Here is a 19,878-nt window from a genome sequence, read left to right on the forward strand (position 1 = left end):
CAAAGGCGCATCTGAGTCAGGTGTTAAATTATAGTTATCTAAAAGAGGGATTTTTGCCTGTGTGGTTTTGGTTGATCATCAGTATATCCATGGCTTTATTGTTTTGTTGGTATATATCCCCGGTTCGAAACAAGGAGCCCACGAAAATTCAAAAAATAGTCGCCATTACATGGATTGTGTTTCGCCGTGTAATAAGTTTTACAGGTGCTCTTTTCGGCATTCTTTGTATTTATATACTATTATCCAGCACAGGTACAATCATTGAAAAAATACTCGGAAGTGTAGTGATTCTGTGTCTTTCCATATTCTTTATCTATGTTGGCATTGTGGGTCAAGGACGAAATCAATATGACTTTCGCGACGATTTGAGTCTCTATGCCAAAATCAAAGAAAAATATGGTATTCGCTGGTAAAAATAAAGTAATGAACAAAATTGGACACCCGTAAATCAGCATATGGCAAAGCGTTGGGAAAGTGGGGAGCAGGTCAATTGACATTGAATTTAAAGTCAGAAGATACATTACGGAGTTTTCTGAGGTAGTGTTCAGAATTCTGTGTTAGCCAAAGAGCCTCACAGACTGATGTATTTCCCCAAGCGTTCCGGGAAGCGGATTGCTAGTGCTGATAGCATTCCGCTCTGGTGATTGCTAAAGATTCCTGTATCCTCTCAACGCAACGAACTCCGCTCCCGCCACCAGCTAAACGTCAGTAGCAGTATCAACGCCAGTACAATCCAGTTCCGCGGTAGTTGAGATCGCGGTACCTCCTTATCTTTCGTTGGGCCCAGCCTTGCGCTGGCCATTTGCTGTGTATCCGCGTGGGCGATGGCTTGCTGCCACTGTGGCCAGGCCTCGCTGGGGAATACATAGAAATGGAACGCCTCACTGTCCGGGCCGACGCGGTGCCAGCCGGATTTTTGTGGCCACCAGGAGTAACAGGTGTCATTGCCACCGGGTAGAGCCACGCCGGTTAGGGGGGCTTCCACGCCTTCGTTATTTACGGGTATCAATTTGGGTACGGTGCCGACGAATGCTGGGCTGCAGAGGGTTACCCGCTGTCGTGCCAGAGGCAATTGCGTCTTCAGCGCTATCGGTGTGTGGTCGCCGCGGTATGTCAGCTGGTGGTCGAACAGGGTTTTCCACAGGCGGGAGTACTCCGCCGCAAATCCACTGGTGGTCCAACGGTAGCTGTCTCCGAAGAGTACAAAGCCGAGAGACTGATCCGGGGTGATACGGGCCCAGTAGATCGGCGCTGTGCCGAGCTGGATGTCTGTGGGGCGCGCGTATTGAGGACCGTAACCGCTGAGGGCCAGAGGCGGCGCCTTGTCCGCCATTGGGAAATCGGTTTTGGGGGCTGATAAGGCAACCAGCGGCATTCCTTGCGCGCGGGTGTAATCGAGGAAGCCGCGCGGACTGTCTGGGTTTACCAGCCACAGTAAGGATCGGTTCTCGGCCAGCTTCGCTAGATTTTGCCGCTGAGACAGGTCCAGTCGCGGCCACAGGCGGCTGTCCAGTATTAGCAGGTCGAAGGGGCCCTCGGGGTCCAGGAGTTGCCGGTTCTGTGTCTCCACGCCGTTAAACGACTCGCGCCGCAGAACTTCCGGCGCTAATTGTGTGATGACTCTGGTGGGGGTTCCGGACTGGCGCAGCCATCGGGACAGGGCGGCGCTCTCAAATCCCGGGCGGGCGAGCCACAGTAAAACGGTGGGTGGCTCCGGCGCCAGCACCTCTACGGGCAACGGCTCCCTGCGCACGCTGGTGGCACCGCCGCTCTCTGTTTCGAATCGCAGCTGGTAGAGCCAGCGGCCGGGAAGTTTTGGGGTGTGGTTGAGTGTTGTCTCACTGCTTTTCGGGTCGAGAGGCGCCGTGTCCACAGTGTTGCCGAAAGGATCTTCGAGAAAGATTCGGCTCGCTGTTTTACTGTTCTGGGCTATACGCAATTGCAGCGGTTCTCCCAGTGACAACCGCTGCGGCCAGCTGATTTGCCAGGTTTGCGCGTCGATTGCTGTTTTCGTCGGCAGCCGTGTCGGCGGCAGATCGCGCAGCGCATCTCGGTTTTGCGGCAATTCGATTTGCGGTGTGTCGGTGGTGTTTGTCGGCAGCAGTGCCGGGGGCGTTACGAGCAACCACACAAGTCCCCAGATGGCGATTTGCAGCAGGGCACTGGCTGTGCGGCGAGCGCCGCTTGTTTTTTGCCGGACAACTTGTAGCAGGGATATTCCCAGGGCGGCGATACAGACGGCGGCGATCCAGGAATTCATTCGCGGCCTCCATTCTGTTGGCGCAGCCAGTGGTCAAAGCTGCCCGCGGCTGCGCGCTCTCGCGGCAGAGACGGCAGCGCCTGAGGTGCTGGCAGTAATTGATATAAGAGTGCGGAAAGCTGCCGGCGGCAGTCGCTGCAGTTTGTTCTCTGCTGGTACAGGCGCAGGTTTTTCGACAATTCCAGCTTTAGTTGCGGTTGCTCGCGCACTTGTGTCAGCGACAGCAGCGCTTCCACACCATCGCTGTCCAGCGTATCTCCTGCGCGCACCTGATGCAGCAGCTGCTCGAGCTGCTCCCGTTCAGGAGCGCTGCGCTGGGCGCTCAATGGCGGCGGCTTAACGTCCTCCCGCTCGCCACTCAGGCGCCTTTCCTCATCCAGGGGCGGTGGTTCAAAACCGACCCGCTGTAAGTAGATACGCGAGGCCTGCTGTACTTCCTTGATATAACGCAGGGCCCGGTGCTGATGGGGCAGGGAAGCCTGGGGATCTATCACCGATAGTTCCCGGTGAGAGCTCCACATGGCATTGAGCGCGCTGCGCAGCAATTCTTTGGTCTGCGGGTCGAACAGCGTTGCGTGCTCGGAACTGTCGTGCTGATGGCCTGCGGCGGCGACTACGCCGCTGGCGTCGCCGAATTGCTGCGGCGAGGGTGGATGTCCTTCTTCGTGTTCTTCGTGTGACTCGTGCGCATCACCGTGTGCCTCGTGGTCGTCACCGTGCGCCGCGTCGCCATCGCTGTGTTCCTGCTCTGAATCTTCTTCGCCGAGGAAACGGCCGTAGCGCATGCGCAACAGGTTCTGTTCGTAGGCGAGGGATTGCGAGCGCTTGCGAAACTCCGCTTCGCTGAGTTGTTGCCGCTCAGCGATCAGCGCCTCGGTATCGATAATCAGCTGGCGCTGGCTGCGGAAATATTCCGGCAGCACTTTTATCGCCATACCTTCCGCGTCACTGAGACCGAATATCTCTTCCTGTGGCCAGCGCACAATAAAGTGCTGGCTCTTGCTCAAATTCGGTTCCGGTTCCCGGTTATCGCGCGCCTGCAGAAACCAGTAGAGCTCATCGCCCGGCTCAACGGTGTAGCGGTCCAGCGGCAGGGTGAAGTGATAGCGCGTGGCGTCGCCCTCGGCGCGAACCGGTTCTAATGCGATTGTGTCGTTTCTGAAACGGACATTTTCGCCGTCTCCGCTCGCCAGGGTGATCAGCAGTTTCGTTCCTGCCACCTGGAAATCATCCCGCACCGTGACATCCACCTGCAGGCGGGGCAAGGCGCTGTTATCGGCCACCAGAATATTGTCCCTTGGCAGGCTGAAAGAGAATTCGGGCGGCCGGTCGCTTTGGATTTCGATATTGTGAATTTCCGGCAGTAGCGTTTCTTCCGCGCCGAGGCGCGCGGAAAGCTGATAAAAGTCCGATGCCGCCATTGTTCGTGTCAGTTGCCAGTGACGGCTGGGCAGGGGTTCCGTAGCGGTAAAGTCAAAGCGCGTTTTGGCGGCGAGCATTGCCAGTGAATCGGTGGGTCGATTCAGGGTAATTCGCCAGGTGACACTGGACTGTTCCGGCGCGTGCACCTCCAGTGATTGTGTCAGTACCGGCAGCTTTGTGTAGGCGGGCGGACGGATTTCTGTGACGGCTTCCACCACAGCGATTGCTGAGGGCGGCACTGCGTCAGTGCGCGCGCCTGCAGCGCTGCTTGCTTTGCGCTCGGGCAGGCCGGTGAATGCGGCGGCCAGCAGCAGCCCGAGACAGGCGCCAGCGGCATTGATCACTGCGCTGCGGTGCCAGGCCGGGCGGAAGTTTTTCAGTGCGCCGCTGTCCAACAGCTGTTGCAGTGCGGTGGCGGTGCGCTGCCGCTGCAGTTGCGCAAGCGGGCTCAGGTGCTCCGGCGCTTGCTCGAGCAGTGCGCTGCTGTCCTGCAGGGCGGTAAAGTGGCTGTCCAGCCGGCGGCAGATTTCTGTGCTGGAAATACGCCAGTTTCGGTCCAGGAACAGAGCCAGCAAAATTACACTCAGCAGAGCCGGGGGAATCCAGTTCGGCCACTGCAACAGAGACACAGAGATTGCGCCCGCCAGTAGCCAAAAATAAGGCTGGAGGCTGGTGCCGCGCCAGCGGATGGTGGCTTTCCGAAGCAACTGGTAAGCGCGATCAGCCACGTTTTTCACCTCCTTCTGCCGGGCGCGCCAGGGCGATGCAGCGCTCCAGTGCGAGCAGCAGTACCAATGCGAGCAGCAGCCACTGTGAGAGCGACACCCAGTGCGAGCCTTGCACTTGCATATCGGGCACGGCAATGCCCGGTGGCGCGGCGGCGGACCAGAGGCCGCGATGCTGTGTCTGCAGCGCCCAGTCCTGCTCGAACCATTGTTGCCACAGGTTTTCCGGCAGTGCGGGGCGCCGGAAAAACGCCTCCTGGTGCCAGTCCTGTCTGTAGCGCAACCAGCTGCCGCGGCCGAGCGCGGCGGCCTGCGGCCCTTTATCTCCTGCGATTTCGACAAAGTGCATTTCGGGTTGCGCACGTACACGCTGATCGGTGATCAGCAGACCGCCCGCACGGACGAATTCCTCCAGTGCCGCCGGCAGGGGCCCGGCGTTGTTGTAGATCAGCCAGTCCTGTTCGCTCGCGTTGGCGGCCTCTATTGTTTCCAGTTTCTGTAGCTCCAGTTGCGGCGCTTTGGTATCGCGCAGTTGTTGCAGCGCAGCGGCGAGCCAGGGCGGTTCCGGGCCCAGCAGAGCCAGTCTGGGCACTACTGCGGCACTTTCCGTTTGCGCCGTTTCCAGCGTGTGCCACTGCCAGTGGGGGCTGACTTGCAGGGCGCTGTGACCGGCGGGGTTTTGCGCGCTGCGCAGCAGGATATGGGCGCGGCGGAATTTGCCGGCAGTGGCCAAGGTGGACAGGGTTTTCCACAGATCGACGGGCTGCGGTTGCGGCTCGGAAACCGGTATCGGCTCCGCCTGCAGCCAGAAGCTTTCCGCAAAGGGCGGCGCCTGTTTGAGAAATTCCTTCAGCTGCGCCTCTTCAATACGGGGGTCCACCAACAGAATATTGCCGTCCGCAGGGCTTTGGTCGCGCCAGAGGGGCTGTGACAACAGCAGCGCGAGTAGCGCAAGCAGCAGCATGCGCAACAGCAGCAGCCATTTATCTCGCAACAGCAGCCGCTTGCGGGAGGAGCGTTTTTTCTCCAGCCACTGGACTGCGGCGAAGGTGATCTCCCGCGATGCGTTGCGGCGAAACAGGTGGATCAGCAGTGGAATTGCCAGGGCGCCGAGCAGCCAGAGCCATTGGGGAGAGAGCCATTGCATCTCAGCCGATACCTCCGCCAAACCTGGAGTGGGCGCGGATAAAACCGCGCAGTGACTGTTCCAGGGGTTCTTCTATCGTCACGCTGGTGAGCGGGCATTCCTGAGCGGCAAAGCGCGCGGCCAGTCGGTTCTGCGCCGCCGCGAATGCGCGCAGGTAATCGGCGCGCTGGGCTTTGGCATTGAGCTCGATGATCGCCGGCGATTCGGGGTTGCGAATTTTCAAATCGCCGTCGAACGGAAATGTTTTCTCGGCTTCCACCAGCAGCTGCAGCGGCAGGCAGGGGCGGCCGGCGGCGTGCAGGCGCGTGGCGAAATCGCTGATTTCGGTTGTATCCGAGGGCTCGAAAAAATCGCTTATCAGCACCACTTGGCAGGGCTTCTCGAAATGTTGCCAGACGGTTTCCAGCTGTGCCTGTGCGGGCCAGTGGCCGCCGGCCTGCAGTTGCTGCAGCTCCAGCACCAGGCGCCGGTGGTGGGCTTCGCCGCGCCCCTCGGTGATATGGCGGTTGCCGCTGTCACTCAGCGCCAGCAGGGAAAAGCGGTCCCCCTGGTTGTGCAGCAGCCAGCAGAGGGTGGCGATCCAGCATTTGGCGTACTGCAATTTGGTCAGCTGCGGGTGGATAAAGCTCGGTTGCGCCATGGAGGCGCTGGTATCGAGGGCGATGCAGACGTGCATCTGGCTCTCCTGTTCCGCCTCGCGCACATAGTAGCGGTCCGAGCGCGCGAACAGCTTCCAGTCGATATGGCGGATGGAGTCGCCGGGCTCGTAGCTGCGGTACTGTTGAAACTCGATACCGGCACCGCGGCGGTGGCTGTGCTGGGCGCCCAGCAGCATGCCCTCGGCGATATGGCGGGACAGCCAGAGCAGATCGCGGGTGCTGGCCAGTATCAGTGGATCTGTGAATTCCAAGGTTCGCCTTCCGAGGGTCAGTTGCGCCCGGGCTCGGGCACAAAGTCGAGGAGCTCCCCCAGTACCCGCTGCACCGAAACACCATCCGCCTGGGCCTGAAAGCTGAGCAGTATGCGGTGGCGCAATACCGGCAACAGCAGAGTGCGGATATCTTCCCGGGTGACGGCGAGACGCCCCTTGAGCAGGGCGCGCGCTTTGGCGGCCAGTATCAGTGCCTGACCGGCGCGGGGGCCGGCGCCCCATTTGATCCACCGCTGCAGGTCGGCATTGCCGTTCTCGCCGCCGCGGGTGGCGCGTACTAGCTGGGCGACATAGCGGTAGAGGTCGTCGCTTATGGGGATTTCGCGTACCAGCTTTTGTATTTCCAGCAGTTCGTCGGCGTTCAGGCAGGGCTCCGGTTTTGCCGCCGTTCCGCCAGTGGTTGTGTGCAGTATCGCAATCTCGTCTTCTTCGCTGGGGTAGTCGATATGGATATTGAGCAGGAAGCGGTCCAGCTGAGCTTCCGGCAGCGGGTAGGTGCCCGCCTGTTCGATCGGGTTTTGCGTCGCCAGTACGAAGTAGGGGGCCGGCAGCGCCATGGTTTCACCGGCTACGGTGACCGCATACTCCTGCATGGATTCCAGCAATGCGGCCTGGGTTTTGGGCGGTGTGCGGTTGATTTCGTCCGCCAGCAGAATGTTGGTGAAAATTGGCCCTGGCTGGAATTTGAAAAACCGTTTGCCGGTGGAATGGTCTTCCTCGAGTATCTCGCTGCCGAGAATATCCCCCGGCATCAGGTCCGGCGTGAACTGCACGCGCTTAAACGCCAGATCGCTGCAGTCCGCCAGTGTTTTCACCAGCAGTGTTTTGCCGAGGCCGGGAACACCTTCGAGCAGCGCGTGGCCGCGGGCCAGCAGGCAGATGAGCAGCTGCTCAATAATCTCCTCTTGGCCGACGATCGTCTTGCCAATTTCCCCTTTTAGTTTTTCCAGCCCTTTCAGGTACTGTTCTATGCGGCCTTCGATGGACGCCGGTGTACTTGTCTGCATATGGATTCAGCTTGTCAGTGCGTAGATAACAATGTTTACGGCGAATTTTGTGTTGTCGATGGCCAGCCAGCGTTTGTTGCGGTAGTCGTAATCCCACTCACAGCCGAAGTCTTTATTGCTGTAAAGCACGGCGATGCGGCCGTTGACGATGATGGCCTTAAGGTAGTCGTGCACCAAATCGTCACCCCAGCCGTTCAGTTCAAAGCTGGTTACTGGCAGTTCATCGAACTGGAAGAAGCAGTGGTAGAGGTCGTGGTCGTCCGGCAATTTTTGCAGGCAATTTTTACCGAACAGTTTATTCATCTGCGCTTCAAAGGATTTTGCGAAAAGGCCGTCGATATCGTGGTTGCAGTCGTCCACGAAGACAAAGCCGCCGCGGTTGACATAGTCGCGGAAGTTGCGCGCCTCCGCCGGGGTAAATTCCACCAGTTTGTGTCCGGATAGATAGCAAAAAGGCGCGAGCAGCATTTTGGAGTCGGCCAGCGGCACTATGTGCTCGGTGGGATCGACCTTGAGATTGGTGTACTCCACCAGTGAGTTCAGCAGGTTGGACGGCATGCGCTGATCCACGTCCCAGTCGCCGGACTCGTACATCAACCGGGTGAAGTAGAAGTCGTAGTGTTGTCGGGAATCTTCCGCGCGCAGGCCGATCGGTAGTGCGGCAGCGCAACTGCCCAATATCAGGCGGCGGAGAAATTCCTTGCGGGTGAGAGACACGTTTACTACTCAGAGATATCTGTGGTGTATCGGCAAAAGCGGCAATCGTCATGCCTCGGCAGACACGGCACCCCGTGTCGGGATGTCGTGTCTGCAGCTGGCACTGAAATGCAAAGCAGTGCCCATGCCAGTGATTAACCCAATTTGCGTTTGGTATTGATCACATTGACGCCGTTAAAGCGCGCGGTTGCACTGCCATGGGATACGGCGCTGACCTGTTGCGGTTGCCCCTTGCCATCGAAGAAAGAGCCGCCCAAGCGGTAGTCCCGCTTGTCACAGATCTGTGAACAGGCATTCCAGAACTCCTGGGTGTTCGACTGGTAGGCGACATCTTCCAGCATACCGGTGATTTTGCCATTCTCGATTTCGTAGAACAGCTGGCCGCCGAACTGGAAGTTGTAGCGCTGCTGGTCGATTGAGAAGGAGCCGTCACCAATGATGTAGATGCCTTTTTCCACATCCTTGATCATGTCTTCCACGCTGAGTGTTTCTTTGCCCGGCATCAGCGATACGTTGGGCATGCGTTGGAACTGCACGCTGGACCAGCTGTCCGCGTAGCAGCAGCCGTGGGAAGCCTTTTGGCCGAGCATGTGTACCTGATCGCGGATCGCCTGGTAGTTGACCAGTACACCGTCTTTCACTAACTCCCAGCTGCCAGTTTTCACGCCCTCATCGTCGTAGCCGACCGCGCCCAGGGAGCCGGGCTGCACTTTGTCTGCCACGAAGTTGACCTTGTCGCTGCCGTACTGGAATTTTCCGCTGCGCCACTTGTCGATGGTGGCAAAAGAGGTTCCGGCGAAATTAGCCTCGTAGCCCAGCACCCGGTCCAGCTCCAGCGGGTGGCCGACGGATTCGTGGATGGTGAGCCACAGGTGGCTGGGGTCCAGCACCAGGTCGTATTTTCCCGGCTTAACGGATTTGGCGCTGAGCTTTTCCCGCGCCTGTTCGGCGGCCAGGCGCGCGTCTTCAAGCATGTCGTAGGAGTCGCGGTACAAAACGGTCTGAGATTGAATCTTGTCTTCTTTGCGGCCGTCCAGGTACTCGAAGCCCCTGCCCACCGGTTGACTCAGGCCCCGGCGGCTGCGGAAAGCCCCACTCTTTTTGTCCACTGCGGTCACTTCAAAGGGGGCCCACAGGCGGTGAACGTCCTGGTCGATATAGGAGCCGTCGGTGGAAGCGAAATACTTCTGCTCGTTGACCAGGAACAGCATGGAATTGACAAAATCGGCACCGGAATCCAGGGCGGCCTTGTTGACCTCCATCAGCAGGTCCACCTTTTCCGCCAGCGGCATTGCGATGGCATTTTTCTGGATGGGGGTGCGCCAGCTGACTTCCCCAAAACCTTTCTGTTTCGCCAGTTGTACCGGTTCTTCCTGATAGCGGGAATTGGCCTTGGCCGTGGCTACCGCCTGGGCGGCAGCGCGGCTGATACCGTCCACGGTCATATCATTGGTGGCGGCGAACCCCCAGGTGCCATTGGCGATCACACGCACGCCCATACCGAGGGACTCGGTATTGACGACGTTTTGCACTTTCATCTCGCGGGTGATGACAAACTGGTTCAGGTAGCGGCCGATACGCACGTCGGCGTAGCTGGCGCCCAGCTTGGTGGCGGTATTGAGTGCCGCGTCCGCAAGCTCTTTTTTCACCGCTATATCGATCCCGCTCTGTGTCAGTTTGGCTTCCGCCACGGCAACGCCGGACAGCGGCAGCATGGAAAAACCGAGGCCGGCACCACTCAACTGCAGGAATTTTCTTCTGTCCATTTTTCTGTTCCTCATTTGCGTTGCGCGGTCAAACAGCGTCGGAAAGACTGCTGAAGGTAAAGTCGCGCACCTTCAGCGCTGGGATCATCGCCGAGAAGCCTCCCATCCCCACCCGTTGGGGGCGACCCATATCCTCGATATTGTTGAGCATAATGACCGGGCTCTCATTGAAGCGGAAATTCTTGATGGGATATTTAATTTTTCCGTTCTCGATATAGAAGGTCCCGTCGCGGGTCAGACCGGTCAGGAGCAGAGATTGCGGGTCCACCATACGGATATACCAAGTGCGGGTAACCAGCACACCGCGGCGGGTTTCCTTGATCAGCTGTTCGGTGGATTTATCACCACCGGCCATGATCAGGTTACTCGGCCGCGGCACGGGCTCCGCTTTGGTTTTTTGTGCCCAGTAGCGGCTGCGCGGCAGGTTGCGGACTACGCCGTTCTTTATCCAATCGATTCGTGACAGTGCCATATGGTCTTCATCGGACCAGGGCTGCGCCGGCACATTCGGGTCGGTGGGATCGGAATAGAGGTGTACGCGCTTGTCGAACATCTTCTCGCCGATGCGGTTGCCGCCGCCTTTTTTACTCATAAAGCTGCGGCCTTCATCCGCTGTGCGCGCGTCCGCCGACCACATCATAAATCCGAGCAGGCCGGACACTGCGCTGGGCTCCAGGATGACCGTGTATTTTCCCGGTTCCAATGCGCGCGCCTGTTGGGATTCAACGGCTTTCTGCGCGGCGATGCGGGAGGTGGCGCCAGTATCCATGGTGGCGAAGTCGGTGACATCGCTTTGCGCCCAGCCGGAACCCTGGCCGTTTTCGGTGCGCATGGTCACGGTAAAGTTGGCCGAGGTGGAGGCGTGGTAGCCGAACAGTCCCTCAGTGTTGGCCACGGCGGCGAAGGTGCGTGTGTCCTCGAGGAAGCCTGCGGCCACTACCTTCTGTTTCTTTGCTGCCGCAATGGAATCCGCGGCTGCCTTGGCGCGCTGGTCCGGCGTGATTCCCGCGGTGGATTTGGCGAACGCATTAACGGGTAGATATTTCTGCGCGCCCAGTAGGGGCATGGACTCCGGATTATCCGGAGACAGTTTAGCCAGCTCTTCTGCGCGCCGCATGACTTTTTCCAATGCGGCATCGCTGAATTCGTTGATGGTGGCGATACCGGACTTTTTGCCGAAGCGCGCCTCCACAACCAGCTCGATATCATTAACGATACCGCTGGTGGACACACTGTTGCGGGCGTAGCGGATATTGCCGGTTTCGCTGCCGGAAAGCTGCGCGCTGGCAGCCTCGGCCTTGCTGTATTTCAGCACTTTATCGAGTATCTGCTTTGCTTCACTTCTGGATAATATGGCCATTGAATGTTCTCCAATTCTTTATTTTTTTACGTGCCCACTGGAAAAGATTTTAGTGATTTCGCGTGAGCACATCTGAGCGAGTGAGAGCGCCAGTGTGTACGGGCTAGGAAATCCTGCGCTTGGTATTAATGACATTGACTTTGTCAAAGCGGGCCGTTGAGCAACCGTGGGAAACCGCGCTCACTTGGCTCGGCTGGCCTTTGCCATCAAAGAATGTGCCGCCTAGACGGTAGTCGCTGCTGTCGCAGATCGCCGAGCAGGCATTCCAGAACTCCTGGGTATTCGACTGATAGGCGACGTCTTCTACCTGGCCGACAATTTCCCCGTTTTTGATTTCATAAAACAGTTGTCCGCCGAATTGGAAGTTGTAGCGTTGCTGGTCGATGGAGTATGAGCCTCGGCCAATGATGTAGATGCCTTTTTCCACATCCCGGATCATGTCCTTGGGCGAATACTTTTTCTCTCCCGGCGCCAGGGAAACATTGGGCATGCGCTGAAACTGCACGCTGGACCAGCTGTCCGCGTAGCAGCAGCCGTGGGATTCTTTCTGGTCGAGCATGTGTACCTGATCGCGGATAGCCTGGTAGTTCACCAGAATGCCGTTTTTAATCAGGTCCCAACGCTTGGTTTTTACACCTTCGTCATCGTAGCCGACCGCGCCCAGGGAACCCGGCTGGGTTTTATCGGCAAAAATATTCACTTTGTCGCTGCCGTATTGGAATTTTCCGCTGCGCCACTTGTCGAGGGTGGCGAAGGAAGTGCCGGCATAGTTGGCTTCGTAGCCCAGTACCCGGTCCAGCTCCAGTGGGTGGCCGACGGACTCGTGAATAGTGAGCATCAGATGCGAGGGGTCCAGTACCAGGTCGTACTGACCGGGTTTAATAGACTTCGCGCCGTGCTTGGCCCTGGCTTGTTGGGCGGCGAGACGGGCATCCTCGATCATGTCGTAGGAATTCCGGTAGAGCACTGTCTGGCCGTGAATCTTGTCCGCTTCGCGTCCATCGAGATATTCGTAGCCGCGCCCCACGGGATCGCTAAAGCCGTTGCGGGTTTTGAAGGTACCGCTTTTCTTGTCCACCGCGGTCACTGTCATGGGGGCCCACAGGCGGTGCACATCCTGGTCGATATAGGAGCCGTCGCTGGAGGCGAAGTATTTCTGTTCGTTGACCAAATACAGCGTGGAGTTGATGAAGTCCGCGCCGGCCACCATAGCCGCATTGTTGACCTCCATCAGAAAATCCACTTTTTCGCTGATAGGCACTTCGAAAGCGTTTTTCTCAATCGGTGTTTGCCAGCTGACTTCCCCCACGCCTTTCACTGGTGCCAGCTGCACCGGTTCCTTTTGGTATTTGGCGTTGGCGCGGGCTACGGCCACCGCCTGACGTGCGGCTTTGGCAATACCGTCCGGCGTCAGGTCGTTGGTGGCGGCAAAGCCCCAGGTGCCGTCGGCGATCACGCGGATGCCCGCGCCGAAAGACTCGGTGTTAACAATATTTTCCACACGGGTCTCGCGGGTGATAACGAACTGGTTTAAATAGCGGCCGATGCGCACATCGGTGTAGCTGGCCCCGGCCTTGCGCGCTGTGTTCAGCACCACGTCCGCCAGAGCTTTCTTACTGCGAGCATCCATGCCCTCATTGGTCAATTGTGCTGCGGTGACCGGAGTCCCGTAGACCGGTAGAAGTATGCCGCTGGCGCCGACACCAGCGATTTTGAGAAAACGTCGTCTGTCTATTCTTGTATCCATGTCTCTCCCCAGGTTCCCGGCCACGGGGCCGACGGAAACCTTGTTTGTTGTTATTGCTTACACACAATTGCAAAACAGATTGCAAAAAAAGCGCCACAGCGCGCAAAAGCAGGCCAGTACAAGGCCGAAGCTCAGTGCGTTGGTTGGGAGCAATGCGACAAGTAATCGCGGCAGGAAGGGTTTGTAAAGGTGCAATTCGTTGAAAGGACGCTATGCGGGGGCGAGCTGAAAGGGGGCTGGTATCCACTGAAGCCGTGATATTGCCTATCCACCCCTCAGTGGAATCTGCGCGCGGTGCCGCACTTCCTCAAATCGTGTTTCGCGCAGCAGCTGCCCGTCTCGATAAACGGGCTCTAGCAGGTTTTTTCGCTGCCCCAATTCGTCCAGAGCAATGGTCACCATCTGGCCTGCGTTGTTACGCACCAGTGCCAGGCGCCCGCACCTGGATTTTTTTTCTGGCCCGGTGCGCGGATTTTTACAGATACCGTGCCAGTGTCCGTTGATGCGGATCGCATTGGCTTTCATGGCGAAGTTCATTGTGTCGCGGTGCAGTTTCTGCAGCAGTTCACCGCCCATGCCAAAGGTGATATTTTCTGCGCTCTGTTTTCGCGTCTTCATTGCCTGCAGGATTTTGGGGATGGAGTGGCGGGAGATACCATCGCCCTGAATGATGCGGATAAAGTCCGGCAGCACCCGGTAACCCTTGCGGTTTGTGCGCGCACCAAATATACGCATTAACCGTTCCAGGCTTTCGGTAACCATTTTCACCGGTTCGCCGGAGTCCGGGCGTATCACCAGAGTGCCGCCGTTTTGGATCACCCGCTCTCTGAGCTCCCCACCCCAGATGGTGTCAATGGCGCTCCAAATATCGTAGCTGTCGCTGACCACTGCCACGACTCTGTCCGGACCGGCAAAGTGGTCGAGCATATTTGCATAGGCGGCGGCCTCTCCGGGCCTGCCCCAGGCGGTGATGGTGCTGTGTTCGGCGGCGGGGATTGAGAAGCCGGCCATGTCTGCCCCGTAGTATTTGTGCGCCGCTATCACTCCTGAGACAGTATCCGTACCCTGAAAATTGACCAGATGGGCCATGCCGCCGAGCATCGCCGTTTCGAGACTGCTGGCGCCACGGGCGCCGAAATCGTGCAGTTTGAATGGAAGGCTTTTGAGAGAGCCTGCGGTTTCCTCCAGGTATTTGGCGATGACTTTTTTTATTTCACGGCTCTGAGTGGCAACGGTTGCCGGGTACCAGATGGCGCGCAGCAGCGCTGTCTCAATATACGTGGTCAGCCAGAAGCAGGCGGGGCAGGTGTTGACTACCTGCAACATCACATTGTGCAGGGGCACCACTGTGCCCTCGGGAACCGCGGATATTTCCAGCGGTAGCAGGCCCGCGTGAGCTTGAAGAATATGCTCCCAGCCGGCCCGGTGGCAGGGCAGGCCGTGGGCGTGGAGCAGCTGCTCCGCCTCGTCGATATCTGCCGCCGATATGGGCTTCAGCAGATACTGCTTGATAAATGCCTGCAGGCCGAAGAAAACCGCTTCCGGAAATTCGCCACCACGACACTCGATGTAACTACTTACATACTCGCTACCCGGCGGATACTGTAGGTAGTGACTGGCTTTGTAGCTGTCGACGTTGAGGATCAGGTTGTGTGCCGTCATGCGCAGAACCGGGGGCCGGCCCTTTGTCGCTGTTTATTGAGAAAGCAAAGCACAGGGGGCTCCGCCTGTCGTCCTGGCGTCAATTCCCACATAATGAGAAATCTCGCAAAGTATCGTTGACTGGCCAGACCTGCGTGTGTACTTTTGTATACATCACCGGTTAAAGGAATTGACCATGCTCAACAAGAGCCAATCCATATCAGCGCGTCTGTCGGCTGACGACTACGCCTATCTGATGTCTATCGACCGCAACGGTGCTGTCACGCAAAGCGAAAAGGTGCGCGAGCTGATCGCTATGGCGCGCGAATCCGTGGGCATGCAGAGCTTTGCCCGCGCCTACATCGCTTCCTCTGAATCCATATTGCCAATCAAGGCCCGCTGCGTTGAAGAGCGCGAGCGAAGCCTGCTGGTGGAGGCATTGCTGGACCTGCTCGCAGAGAGTGCGGCGGCAGTGCAGTCCTGCGCCGACAAGGAACCCATGACCCCGCTGTTGGAGCAGCGCGCGCTGGCCGCTGTGGAGGTATTCCTGGAAAAAATACGGTTGCTGGCCCTGCCGGGAGAGACGCGGACAGCGAATGCGGAAACGGCACAGCGCTTAAAAAAACAGCTTCATCGCTTATTGGAAAAATAGTTAAATCAACCGGACGGAAGGAGATAAAAATGAAAGAAGGACTGGTAAAACGCATTTCCCGAATCATATCCGCATCGGTGAACGCCCTGGTGGATTCAGTGGAAAACGCAACGCCGCAGCTCGTGATGGAACAGGCGATCCGCGAGATCGACGAAGCCATCCAAGATGTGCGCGACCAGTTGGGCAAGGCCGAGGCGGCCAAGTATCTGAGTAGTAAAGCGCTCAACGACGAGAACAGTCGTCACAGTAGCCTCGCGGAACAGATCGATATCGCGGTCCGGGAAGGGCGCGATGACCTGGCCGAGGTCGCTATCGCCAAGCAGATGGACATAGAGGCGCAACTGCCGGTACTGGAAAAAGCCATTGCCGACGCCGATGCCGAGATCAATGAGTTGAACGCTTATATCAGTGCGCTTCAGGGCAAAAAGCGCGAGATGCGCGAACAGCTGCGCGAATTTGCCAAAGCCAGCGAGCATGTTGCCGACGGCCCCAGCGGCGGAGAGCGCGGTACAAGCCGCACAACCGCGAACAAGGTGGATCAGGCCACCGATGCCTTCAACCGCGTGCTGGAGCGCGCAGGTGTGCCCACCGCCGAGTCCAGTGCGGATGCCGGCAAGCTGGCGGAGCTGGAAGAGCTGGCACGCAACAACCGTATCCAGGAGCGATTGGCGAAGATTAAGTCTGAGGCGAAGGTGTAATGGCGTTCCTGTTGCAGGACGGCAATCTGCTGTTTACCGGCGCCCTGGTACTGATGCTGATGATCGCTGTCCTCGAGGGCGTCATGACTCTGATCGGCTTCGGACTTTCGGAGCTGTTGGACAATCTGTTGCCGGACTTGGACTTCGATGTGGATGTGCCGGACGCCGAGGCCGGTGGCGTCTTGACCAGATTTCTCGGCTGGTTGCGTTTCGGAGAGGTGCCCGCCCTGATACTACTGGTGGCCTTTCTGGTTGGCTTTGGTATCACGGGCCTGACGATTCAGTTGCTTGTTGAGTCGGTGGTTGGTTTCCTGCTGCCGGGCTGGCTGCTCGCAGTGCCGGTATTTCTGCTGGCGTTGCCGCAGGTGCGCTTTGTCGGCAATCTGCTGCGTCGCTTTGCGGTGGGTGATGAAACCGAATCGGTTGGGCGCAGCTCTTTTGTCGGCCGCGTGGCGGTGATCACTATCGGCGAGGCCGCGGCCGGCTCACCGGCGGAGGCGCGCTTCAGCGACGAGTTTGGGACTACCCATTATGTGATGGTGGAGCCGGATGGCGATGAAACTTTCACTCAGGGGGAGAAGGTGTTGCTAGTGGAGGAGCGGGGAGCCAATTTCCGCGTAATACGGCCCTCCAGTAAACACCTCACAGAAAATAATTAGGAGATGAATAGCGTGAATGTGATCGAAAACTTTTCCACCATCTTGTTTATGGCCGGCGCAGTGCTGGTCGGCCTGATCGTTATAGGCGCTATTTTTGCGCGTCTCTACACCCGCGCTTCCAAAGAGCGCTCTTTTGTGCGCACTGGTATGGGGGGGCAAAAAGTCATTATGAATGGTGGCGCACTGGTATTGCCGGTGCTGCACGAAATCATCCCGGTGAATATGAATACCCTGCGCCTGGCTGTGTCGCGCAAGGAACACCAGGCGCTGATTACCAAAGACCGTATGCGTGTAGATGTGCTGGCGGAATTCTATTTGCGCGTAAAGCCTGATACGGATGCCATTGCCAATGCCGCCCAGACCCTGGGTTTGCGCACTCTGGACCCGGACGCATTGAAAGATATGATCGAGGGTAAATTCGTCGATGCCCTGCGTTCAGTGGCGGCGGAAATGCAGATGGCGGAACTGCACGAACAGCGCAGTCAGTTTGTACAGAAAGTACAGCAGGTGGTGTCCGAAGATCTGCTGAAAAACGGTCTGGAGCTGGAATCCGTTTCCTTGACCGGCCTGGATCAAACCCACAAAGAGTTTTTCAACCAGGACAATGTGTTCGACGCCGAGGGTCTGGCCAGCATGACCCGCTCCATCGAGGCGCGGCGCAAAGAAGTGAACGACGTCGAGCAGGAGACTCGCGTACAGATCGAAAAGAAAAACCTTGAGGCCGAGCGCCAGCGGCTGGAAATCGAAAAGGAAAAACGTTACGCGCACCTCGAACAGCAGCGCGAACTGGAAAACCGCGAAGCCGCTCAAAAAGCGGATATCGCCCGCGAACAGGCCGCCCAGGAGCGTGCCGCACGGCAGGCGGAGATCGAGGCTGAGCGGGAGGTGGATCAGGCGCGTATCGCCGCCGAGCAGGCCACCAAACTGTTGGAAATTGAAAAGGAAAAACGCCTGCAGGAACAGGAAATTGAGCGCGAGCGCATTCTTGAGGAGCAGCGCATTTCCAAGCAGAAGGCTGTAGAGATTGCCGAGCAGGAGCGCGCCATTGCCGTAGCGGAGAAATCCAAAGAGCAATCCATGGCCGACCAGCAGGCGAATGTGGCCTTGGCTGAGGCGGTAAAAGCTGAGGAACAAGTGCGTACGGCCAAAGATGTGGAAGCGGCCGAGCGGGATAAGCGCATTGAGATCATCGAGGCGCAGAAGGAAGCGGAACGCCAGGCTACCGCCATCAAGGTGGCCGCCGAGGCGGAGAAAGCTGCGGCAGAGGACAAGGCTGAGGCACTGCGCCTGCAAGCCGCCGCGGAAGCTGAAGCCATCCGTATTAAGGTGGAAGCCGACCGGGAGAAATACGCTGTGGACGCCGAGGGGCAGCGCCTGATGAACGAGGCATTGAACAGCCTCAGCGATGCACAGATCGCTCTGAAGCAGGTTCTCAGTCTGCATGAAAATCTGCCCCATATTATTCGCGAGAGCGTCAAGCCGTTGGAGAGCATCGAGGGAATGAAGATTATTTCCGTCGAGGGGCTGAATGGTGTCGATGGCCGCGCGGGCGGCGGAATTGTGGATGCCGATGGAGAGAGCCGGGGACAGAGTCTGCCTGAGGCCCTGGTGGGCAGCGCACTCAAACACCGCGCAATGGCCCCCTTGGTGGACTCACTGCTGAAAGAAGCCGGAGTTGGAGATTTCGCCAAGGTGGCGGAGTCGGAAGCCTAATTGCAAAGCCGCCCTTGTGGGCGGCTTTTTTTTGCAGTGGCATAATGATGGTTCGCGGCTCGGCTGCGTGTGGTTTTGTGGCAGAGCTGCCAATAATCAGCTTTGATGAATGCCATGGAATACAAAGACTACTATCAGATCCTCGGCCTGGAACGCGGTGCGGACCAGGCGGAGATCAAGCGCGCCTACCGCAAGTTGGCGCGCAAATACCATCCGGATGTCAGCAAAGAAGAAGAGGCTGAGGAGCGCTTCAAGGAAATCAGCGAAGCCTATGAAGTGCTCAAAGACCCAGAGAAGCGCGCTGCCTATGATCAGCTCGGCGCCGGTTACCAGCCCGGCGAGGAGTTCCGCCCGCCTCCCGGCTGGGATTCGGGTTTCGAGTTCCACGGCGGTGGCTATACGGAAGCGGATCCAGGGGCCTTCAGCGATTTCTTCGAGAGTCTGTTCGGCCGCGCGGGTGGCTTCGGGAATGCCTATGGGCGCGGATTCGGCGGAGCGCGCCGGCAGCCGTTCCACGCCCAAGGCGAGAATACCTACGCCAAGATCAACATCGACTTGGAAGACAGCTACCGGGGTGGCACCCGTCAGATCACCCTGAAGCATACAGTTCTCGGCGCGGACGGGCGGCCGCGGATCGAAGCGCGCAAGCTAAATGTGAAAATTCCCAAGGGAATTACCGAGGGCCAGCAGATACGCCTGGCGGGCCAGGGCGAGCCCGGTATTGGCGGGGGCCAGCCCGGTGACCTCTACCTGGAAATTCACTTCAATCCGCACAGACACTATTCCGTCGAAGGTAAAACCGTGTATCTCAACCTGCCGCTGTCTCCCTGGGAGGCCGCGCTGGGGGCTAGTGTTCAGGTGCCGACACCGGATGGCCCGGTTAACCTGAAGATACCGCCCAACAGCAAAGATGGCGGCAAGCTGCGTCTCAAGGGGCGCGGTATTCCGGCCAAGGTACCCGGTGATCTGTATGTGGTATTGAATGTGGTTGCCCCTCCCGCGGAAACCGAGGCGCACAGAGAGGCATACCGCCGGTTCAGCGAAGCATTTGACTTTAATCCACGCGTGGATATGGGAGGTTGACCATGGCGGCTATGAACCCCGAGGAAACCACTGGTCCAATTCTGGGTGAAGAGAGCGAACTTACCCTGGGTGAACTCTGCCGTGCCTGCGGTACGTCTGCGGAAGAAGTGACGGCACTGGTGGAGGAGGGCATTATCGAACCCCTAGGAAGTGGTACCCGCTGGCGCTTTAGCGGTGTCTGTATCCGTCGCGTGCGCAAAGTGTACTCCTTGAGGCGGGATCTGGGGGTGAACCTGGCCGGAGCTGCGCTGGCGATTGAATTGCTGGACGAGATAGAACGCCTGCAGGCTCGGTTGGCGCGCCTGGAGCGCCCCTGATTCACAAGTGTATGGGCGCTTCCAGGCGGCTGG

16 protein-coding genes are annotated in these 19,878 nt (G+C 58.2%); 6 read left to right on the forward strand and 10 right to left on the reverse strand.

Annotated elements, in window-relative coordinates; genetic code table 11:
• Positions 1-667: 667 nt before the first annotated feature.
• The 10 genes from A3224_RS00575 to A3224_RS00620 all read right to left on the reverse strand — a co-directional run bounded on the left by A3224_RS00575 (position 668) and on the right by A3224_RS00620 (position 14,744).
• The gene (locus tag A3224_RS00575; protein ID WP_067150079.1) at positions 668-2,260 is read right to left on the reverse strand and encodes a hypothetical protein; all 1,593 of its coding nucleotides are present in this window, start codon (positions 2,258-2,260) and stop codon (positions 668-670) included.
• Positions 2,257-4,410: a hypothetical protein gene (locus tag A3224_RS00580; protein ID WP_067150082.1), complete on the reverse strand. Its 2,154-nt coding sequence runs from the start codon at positions 4,408-4,410 to the stop codon at positions 2,257-2,259. The genes A3224_RS00575 and A3224_RS00580 overlap by 4 nt, the downstream gene beginning before the upstream one ends.
• Positions 4,403-5,554 carry a BatA domain-containing protein gene (locus A3224_RS00585; RefSeq protein ID WP_067150085.1) on the reverse strand — a complete coding sequence of 384 codons (1,152 nt, stop codon included), beginning with the start codon at positions 5,552-5,554 and terminating at the stop codon, positions 4,403-4,405. Before A3224_RS00585 ends, A3224_RS00580 begins: the two co-directional genes overlap by 8 nt.
• Before the next feature lies 1 nt (position 5,555).
• Positions 5,556-6,464, reverse strand: a complete 909-nt coding sequence (locus tag A3224_RS00590; RefSeq protein WP_067150088.1) for a DUF58 domain-containing protein — start codon at positions 6,462-6,464, stop codon at positions 5,556-5,558.
• Between the two features lie 17 nt (positions 6,465-6,481).
• The gene (locus A3224_RS00595) at positions 6,482-7,492 is read right to left on the reverse strand and encodes an AAA family ATPase (RefSeq protein WP_067150090.1); all 1,011 of its coding nucleotides are present in this window, start codon (positions 7,490-7,492) and stop codon (positions 6,482-6,484) included.
• Between the two features lie 6 nt (positions 7,493-7,498).
• Entirely contained in the window at positions 7,499-8,209 is a 711-nt protein-coding gene (locus tag A3224_RS00600; protein WP_067150093.1) for a DUF4159 domain-containing protein, read from the reverse strand.
• Positions 8,210-8,343: 134 nt separating this feature from the next.
• On the reverse strand, positions 8,344-9,975 hold the full coding sequence (locus A3224_RS00605) for a TldD/PmbA family protein (protein ID WP_067150096.1): 1,632 nt from the start codon (positions 9,973-9,975) through the stop codon (positions 8,344-8,346).
• Positions 9,976-10,003: 28 nt separating this feature from the next.
• Positions 10,004-11,335 carry a TldD/PmbA family protein gene (locus A3224_RS00610; protein ID WP_067150099.1) on the reverse strand — a complete coding sequence of 444 codons (1,332 nt, stop codon included), beginning with the start codon at positions 11,333-11,335 and terminating at the stop codon, positions 10,004-10,006.
• Between the two features lie 103 nt (positions 11,336-11,438).
• Positions 11,439-13,082 (reverse strand): TldD/PmbA family protein, encoded by a 1,644-nt coding sequence (locus tag A3224_RS00615; protein ID WP_231902424.1) that lies wholly within the window; start codon positions 13,080-13,082, stop codon positions 11,439-11,441.
• 264 nt (positions 13,083-13,346) lie between these two features.
• Positions 13,347-14,744: a nicotinate phosphoribosyltransferase gene (locus tag A3224_RS00620; protein ID WP_067150102.1), complete on the reverse strand. Its 1,398-nt coding sequence runs from the start codon at positions 14,742-14,744 to the stop codon at positions 13,347-13,349.
• 175 nt (positions 14,745-14,919) lie between these two features.
• On the opposite strand from A3224_RS00620, the gene A3224_RS00625 reads away from it, so the two are divergent.
• From A3224_RS00625 to A3224_RS00650, 6 genes are all read left to right on the forward strand, one after another.
• Positions 14,920-15,375, forward strand: a complete 456-nt coding sequence (locus tag A3224_RS00625; protein WP_067150106.1) for a hypothetical protein — start codon at positions 14,920-14,922, stop codon at positions 15,373-15,375.
• 29 nt (positions 15,376-15,404) lie between these two features.
• The gene (locus tag A3224_RS00630; RefSeq protein WP_067150109.1) at positions 15,405-16,073 is read left to right on the forward strand and encodes a PspA/IM30 family protein; all 669 of its coding nucleotides are present in this window, start codon (positions 15,405-15,407) and stop codon (positions 16,071-16,073) included.
• Positions 16,073-16,732, forward strand: a complete 660-nt coding sequence (locus tag A3224_RS00635) for a YqiJ family protein (RefSeq protein WP_067150112.1) — start codon at positions 16,073-16,075, stop codon at positions 16,730-16,732. The genes A3224_RS00630 and A3224_RS00635 overlap by 1 nt, the downstream gene beginning before the upstream one ends.
• Positions 16,733-16,735: 3 nt before the next feature.
• On the forward strand, positions 16,736-18,445 hold the full coding sequence (locus A3224_RS00640) for a flotillin family protein (protein ID WP_067150115.1): 1,710 nt from the start codon (positions 16,736-16,738) through the stop codon (positions 18,443-18,445).
• 114 nt (positions 18,446-18,559) lie between these two features.
• Positions 18,560-19,528 (forward strand): DnaJ C-terminal domain-containing protein, encoded by a 969-nt coding sequence (locus A3224_RS00645; RefSeq protein WP_067157219.1) that lies wholly within the window; start codon positions 18,560-18,562, stop codon positions 19,526-19,528.
• A 2-nt stretch (positions 19,529-19,530) separates the two neighbouring features.
• Entirely contained in the window at positions 19,531-19,845 is a 315-nt protein-coding gene (locus A3224_RS00650; protein WP_197463020.1) for a chaperone modulator CbpM, read from the forward strand.
• Positions 19,846-19,878 lie beyond the last annotated feature (33 nt).

Source organism: Microbulbifer thermotolerans (assembly GCF_001617625.1).
Classification (GTDB): domain Bacteria; phylum Pseudomonadota; class Gammaproteobacteria; order Pseudomonadales; family Cellvibrionaceae; genus Microbulbifer; species Microbulbifer thermotolerans.

Bases quoted from the DNA above. Each gene is read 5' to 3' on its own strand.
- A3224_RS00620 (WP_067150102.1), bottom strand. From the start codon at position 14,744: ATGACGGCACACAACCTGATCCTCAACGTCGACAGCTACAAAGCCAGT.
- A3224_RS00650 (WP_197463020.1), top strand. From the start codon at position 19,531: ATGGCGGCTATGAACCCCGAGGAAACCACTGGTCCAATTCTGGGTGAA.
- A3224_RS00585 (WP_067150085.1), bottom strand. From the start codon at position 5,554: ATGCAATGGCTCTCTCCCCAATGGCTCTGGCTGCTCGGCGCCCTGGCA.
- A3224_RS00595 (WP_067150090.1), bottom strand. From the start codon at position 7,492: ATGCAGACAAGTACACCGGCGTCCATCGAAGGCCGCATAGAACAGTAC.
- A3224_RS00640 (WP_067150115.1), top strand. From the start codon at position 16,736: ATGAATAGCGTGAATGTGATCGAAAACTTTTCCACCATCTTGTTTATG.
- A3224_RS00575 (WP_067150079.1), bottom strand. From the start codon at position 2,260: ATGAATTCCTGGATCGCCGCCGTCTGTATCGCCGCCCTGGGAATATCC.
- A3224_RS00645 (WP_067157219.1), top strand. From the start codon at position 18,560: ATGGAATACAAAGACTACTATCAGATCCTCGGCCTGGAACGCGGTGCG.
- A3224_RS00635 (WP_067150112.1), top strand. From the start codon at position 16,073: ATGGCGTTCCTGTTGCAGGACGGCAATCTGCTGTTTACCGGCGCCCTG.
- A3224_RS00615 (WP_231902424.1), bottom strand. From the start codon at position 13,082: ATGGATACAAGAATAGACAGACGACGTTTTCTCAAAATCGCTGGTGTC.
- A3224_RS00605 (WP_067150096.1), bottom strand. From the start codon at position 9,975: ATGGACAGAAGAAAATTCCTGCAGTTGAGTGGTGCCGGCCTCGGTTTT.
- A3224_RS00630 (WP_067150109.1), top strand. From the start codon at position 15,405: ATGAAAGAAGGACTGGTAAAACGCATTTCCCGAATCATATCCGCATCG.
- A3224_RS00610 (WP_067150099.1), bottom strand. From the start codon at position 11,335: ATGGCCATATTATCCAGAAGTGAAGCAAAGCAGATACTCGATAAAGTG.
- A3224_RS00625 (WP_067150106.1), top strand. From the start codon at position 14,920: ATGCTCAACAAGAGCCAATCCATATCAGCGCGTCTGTCGGCTGACGAC.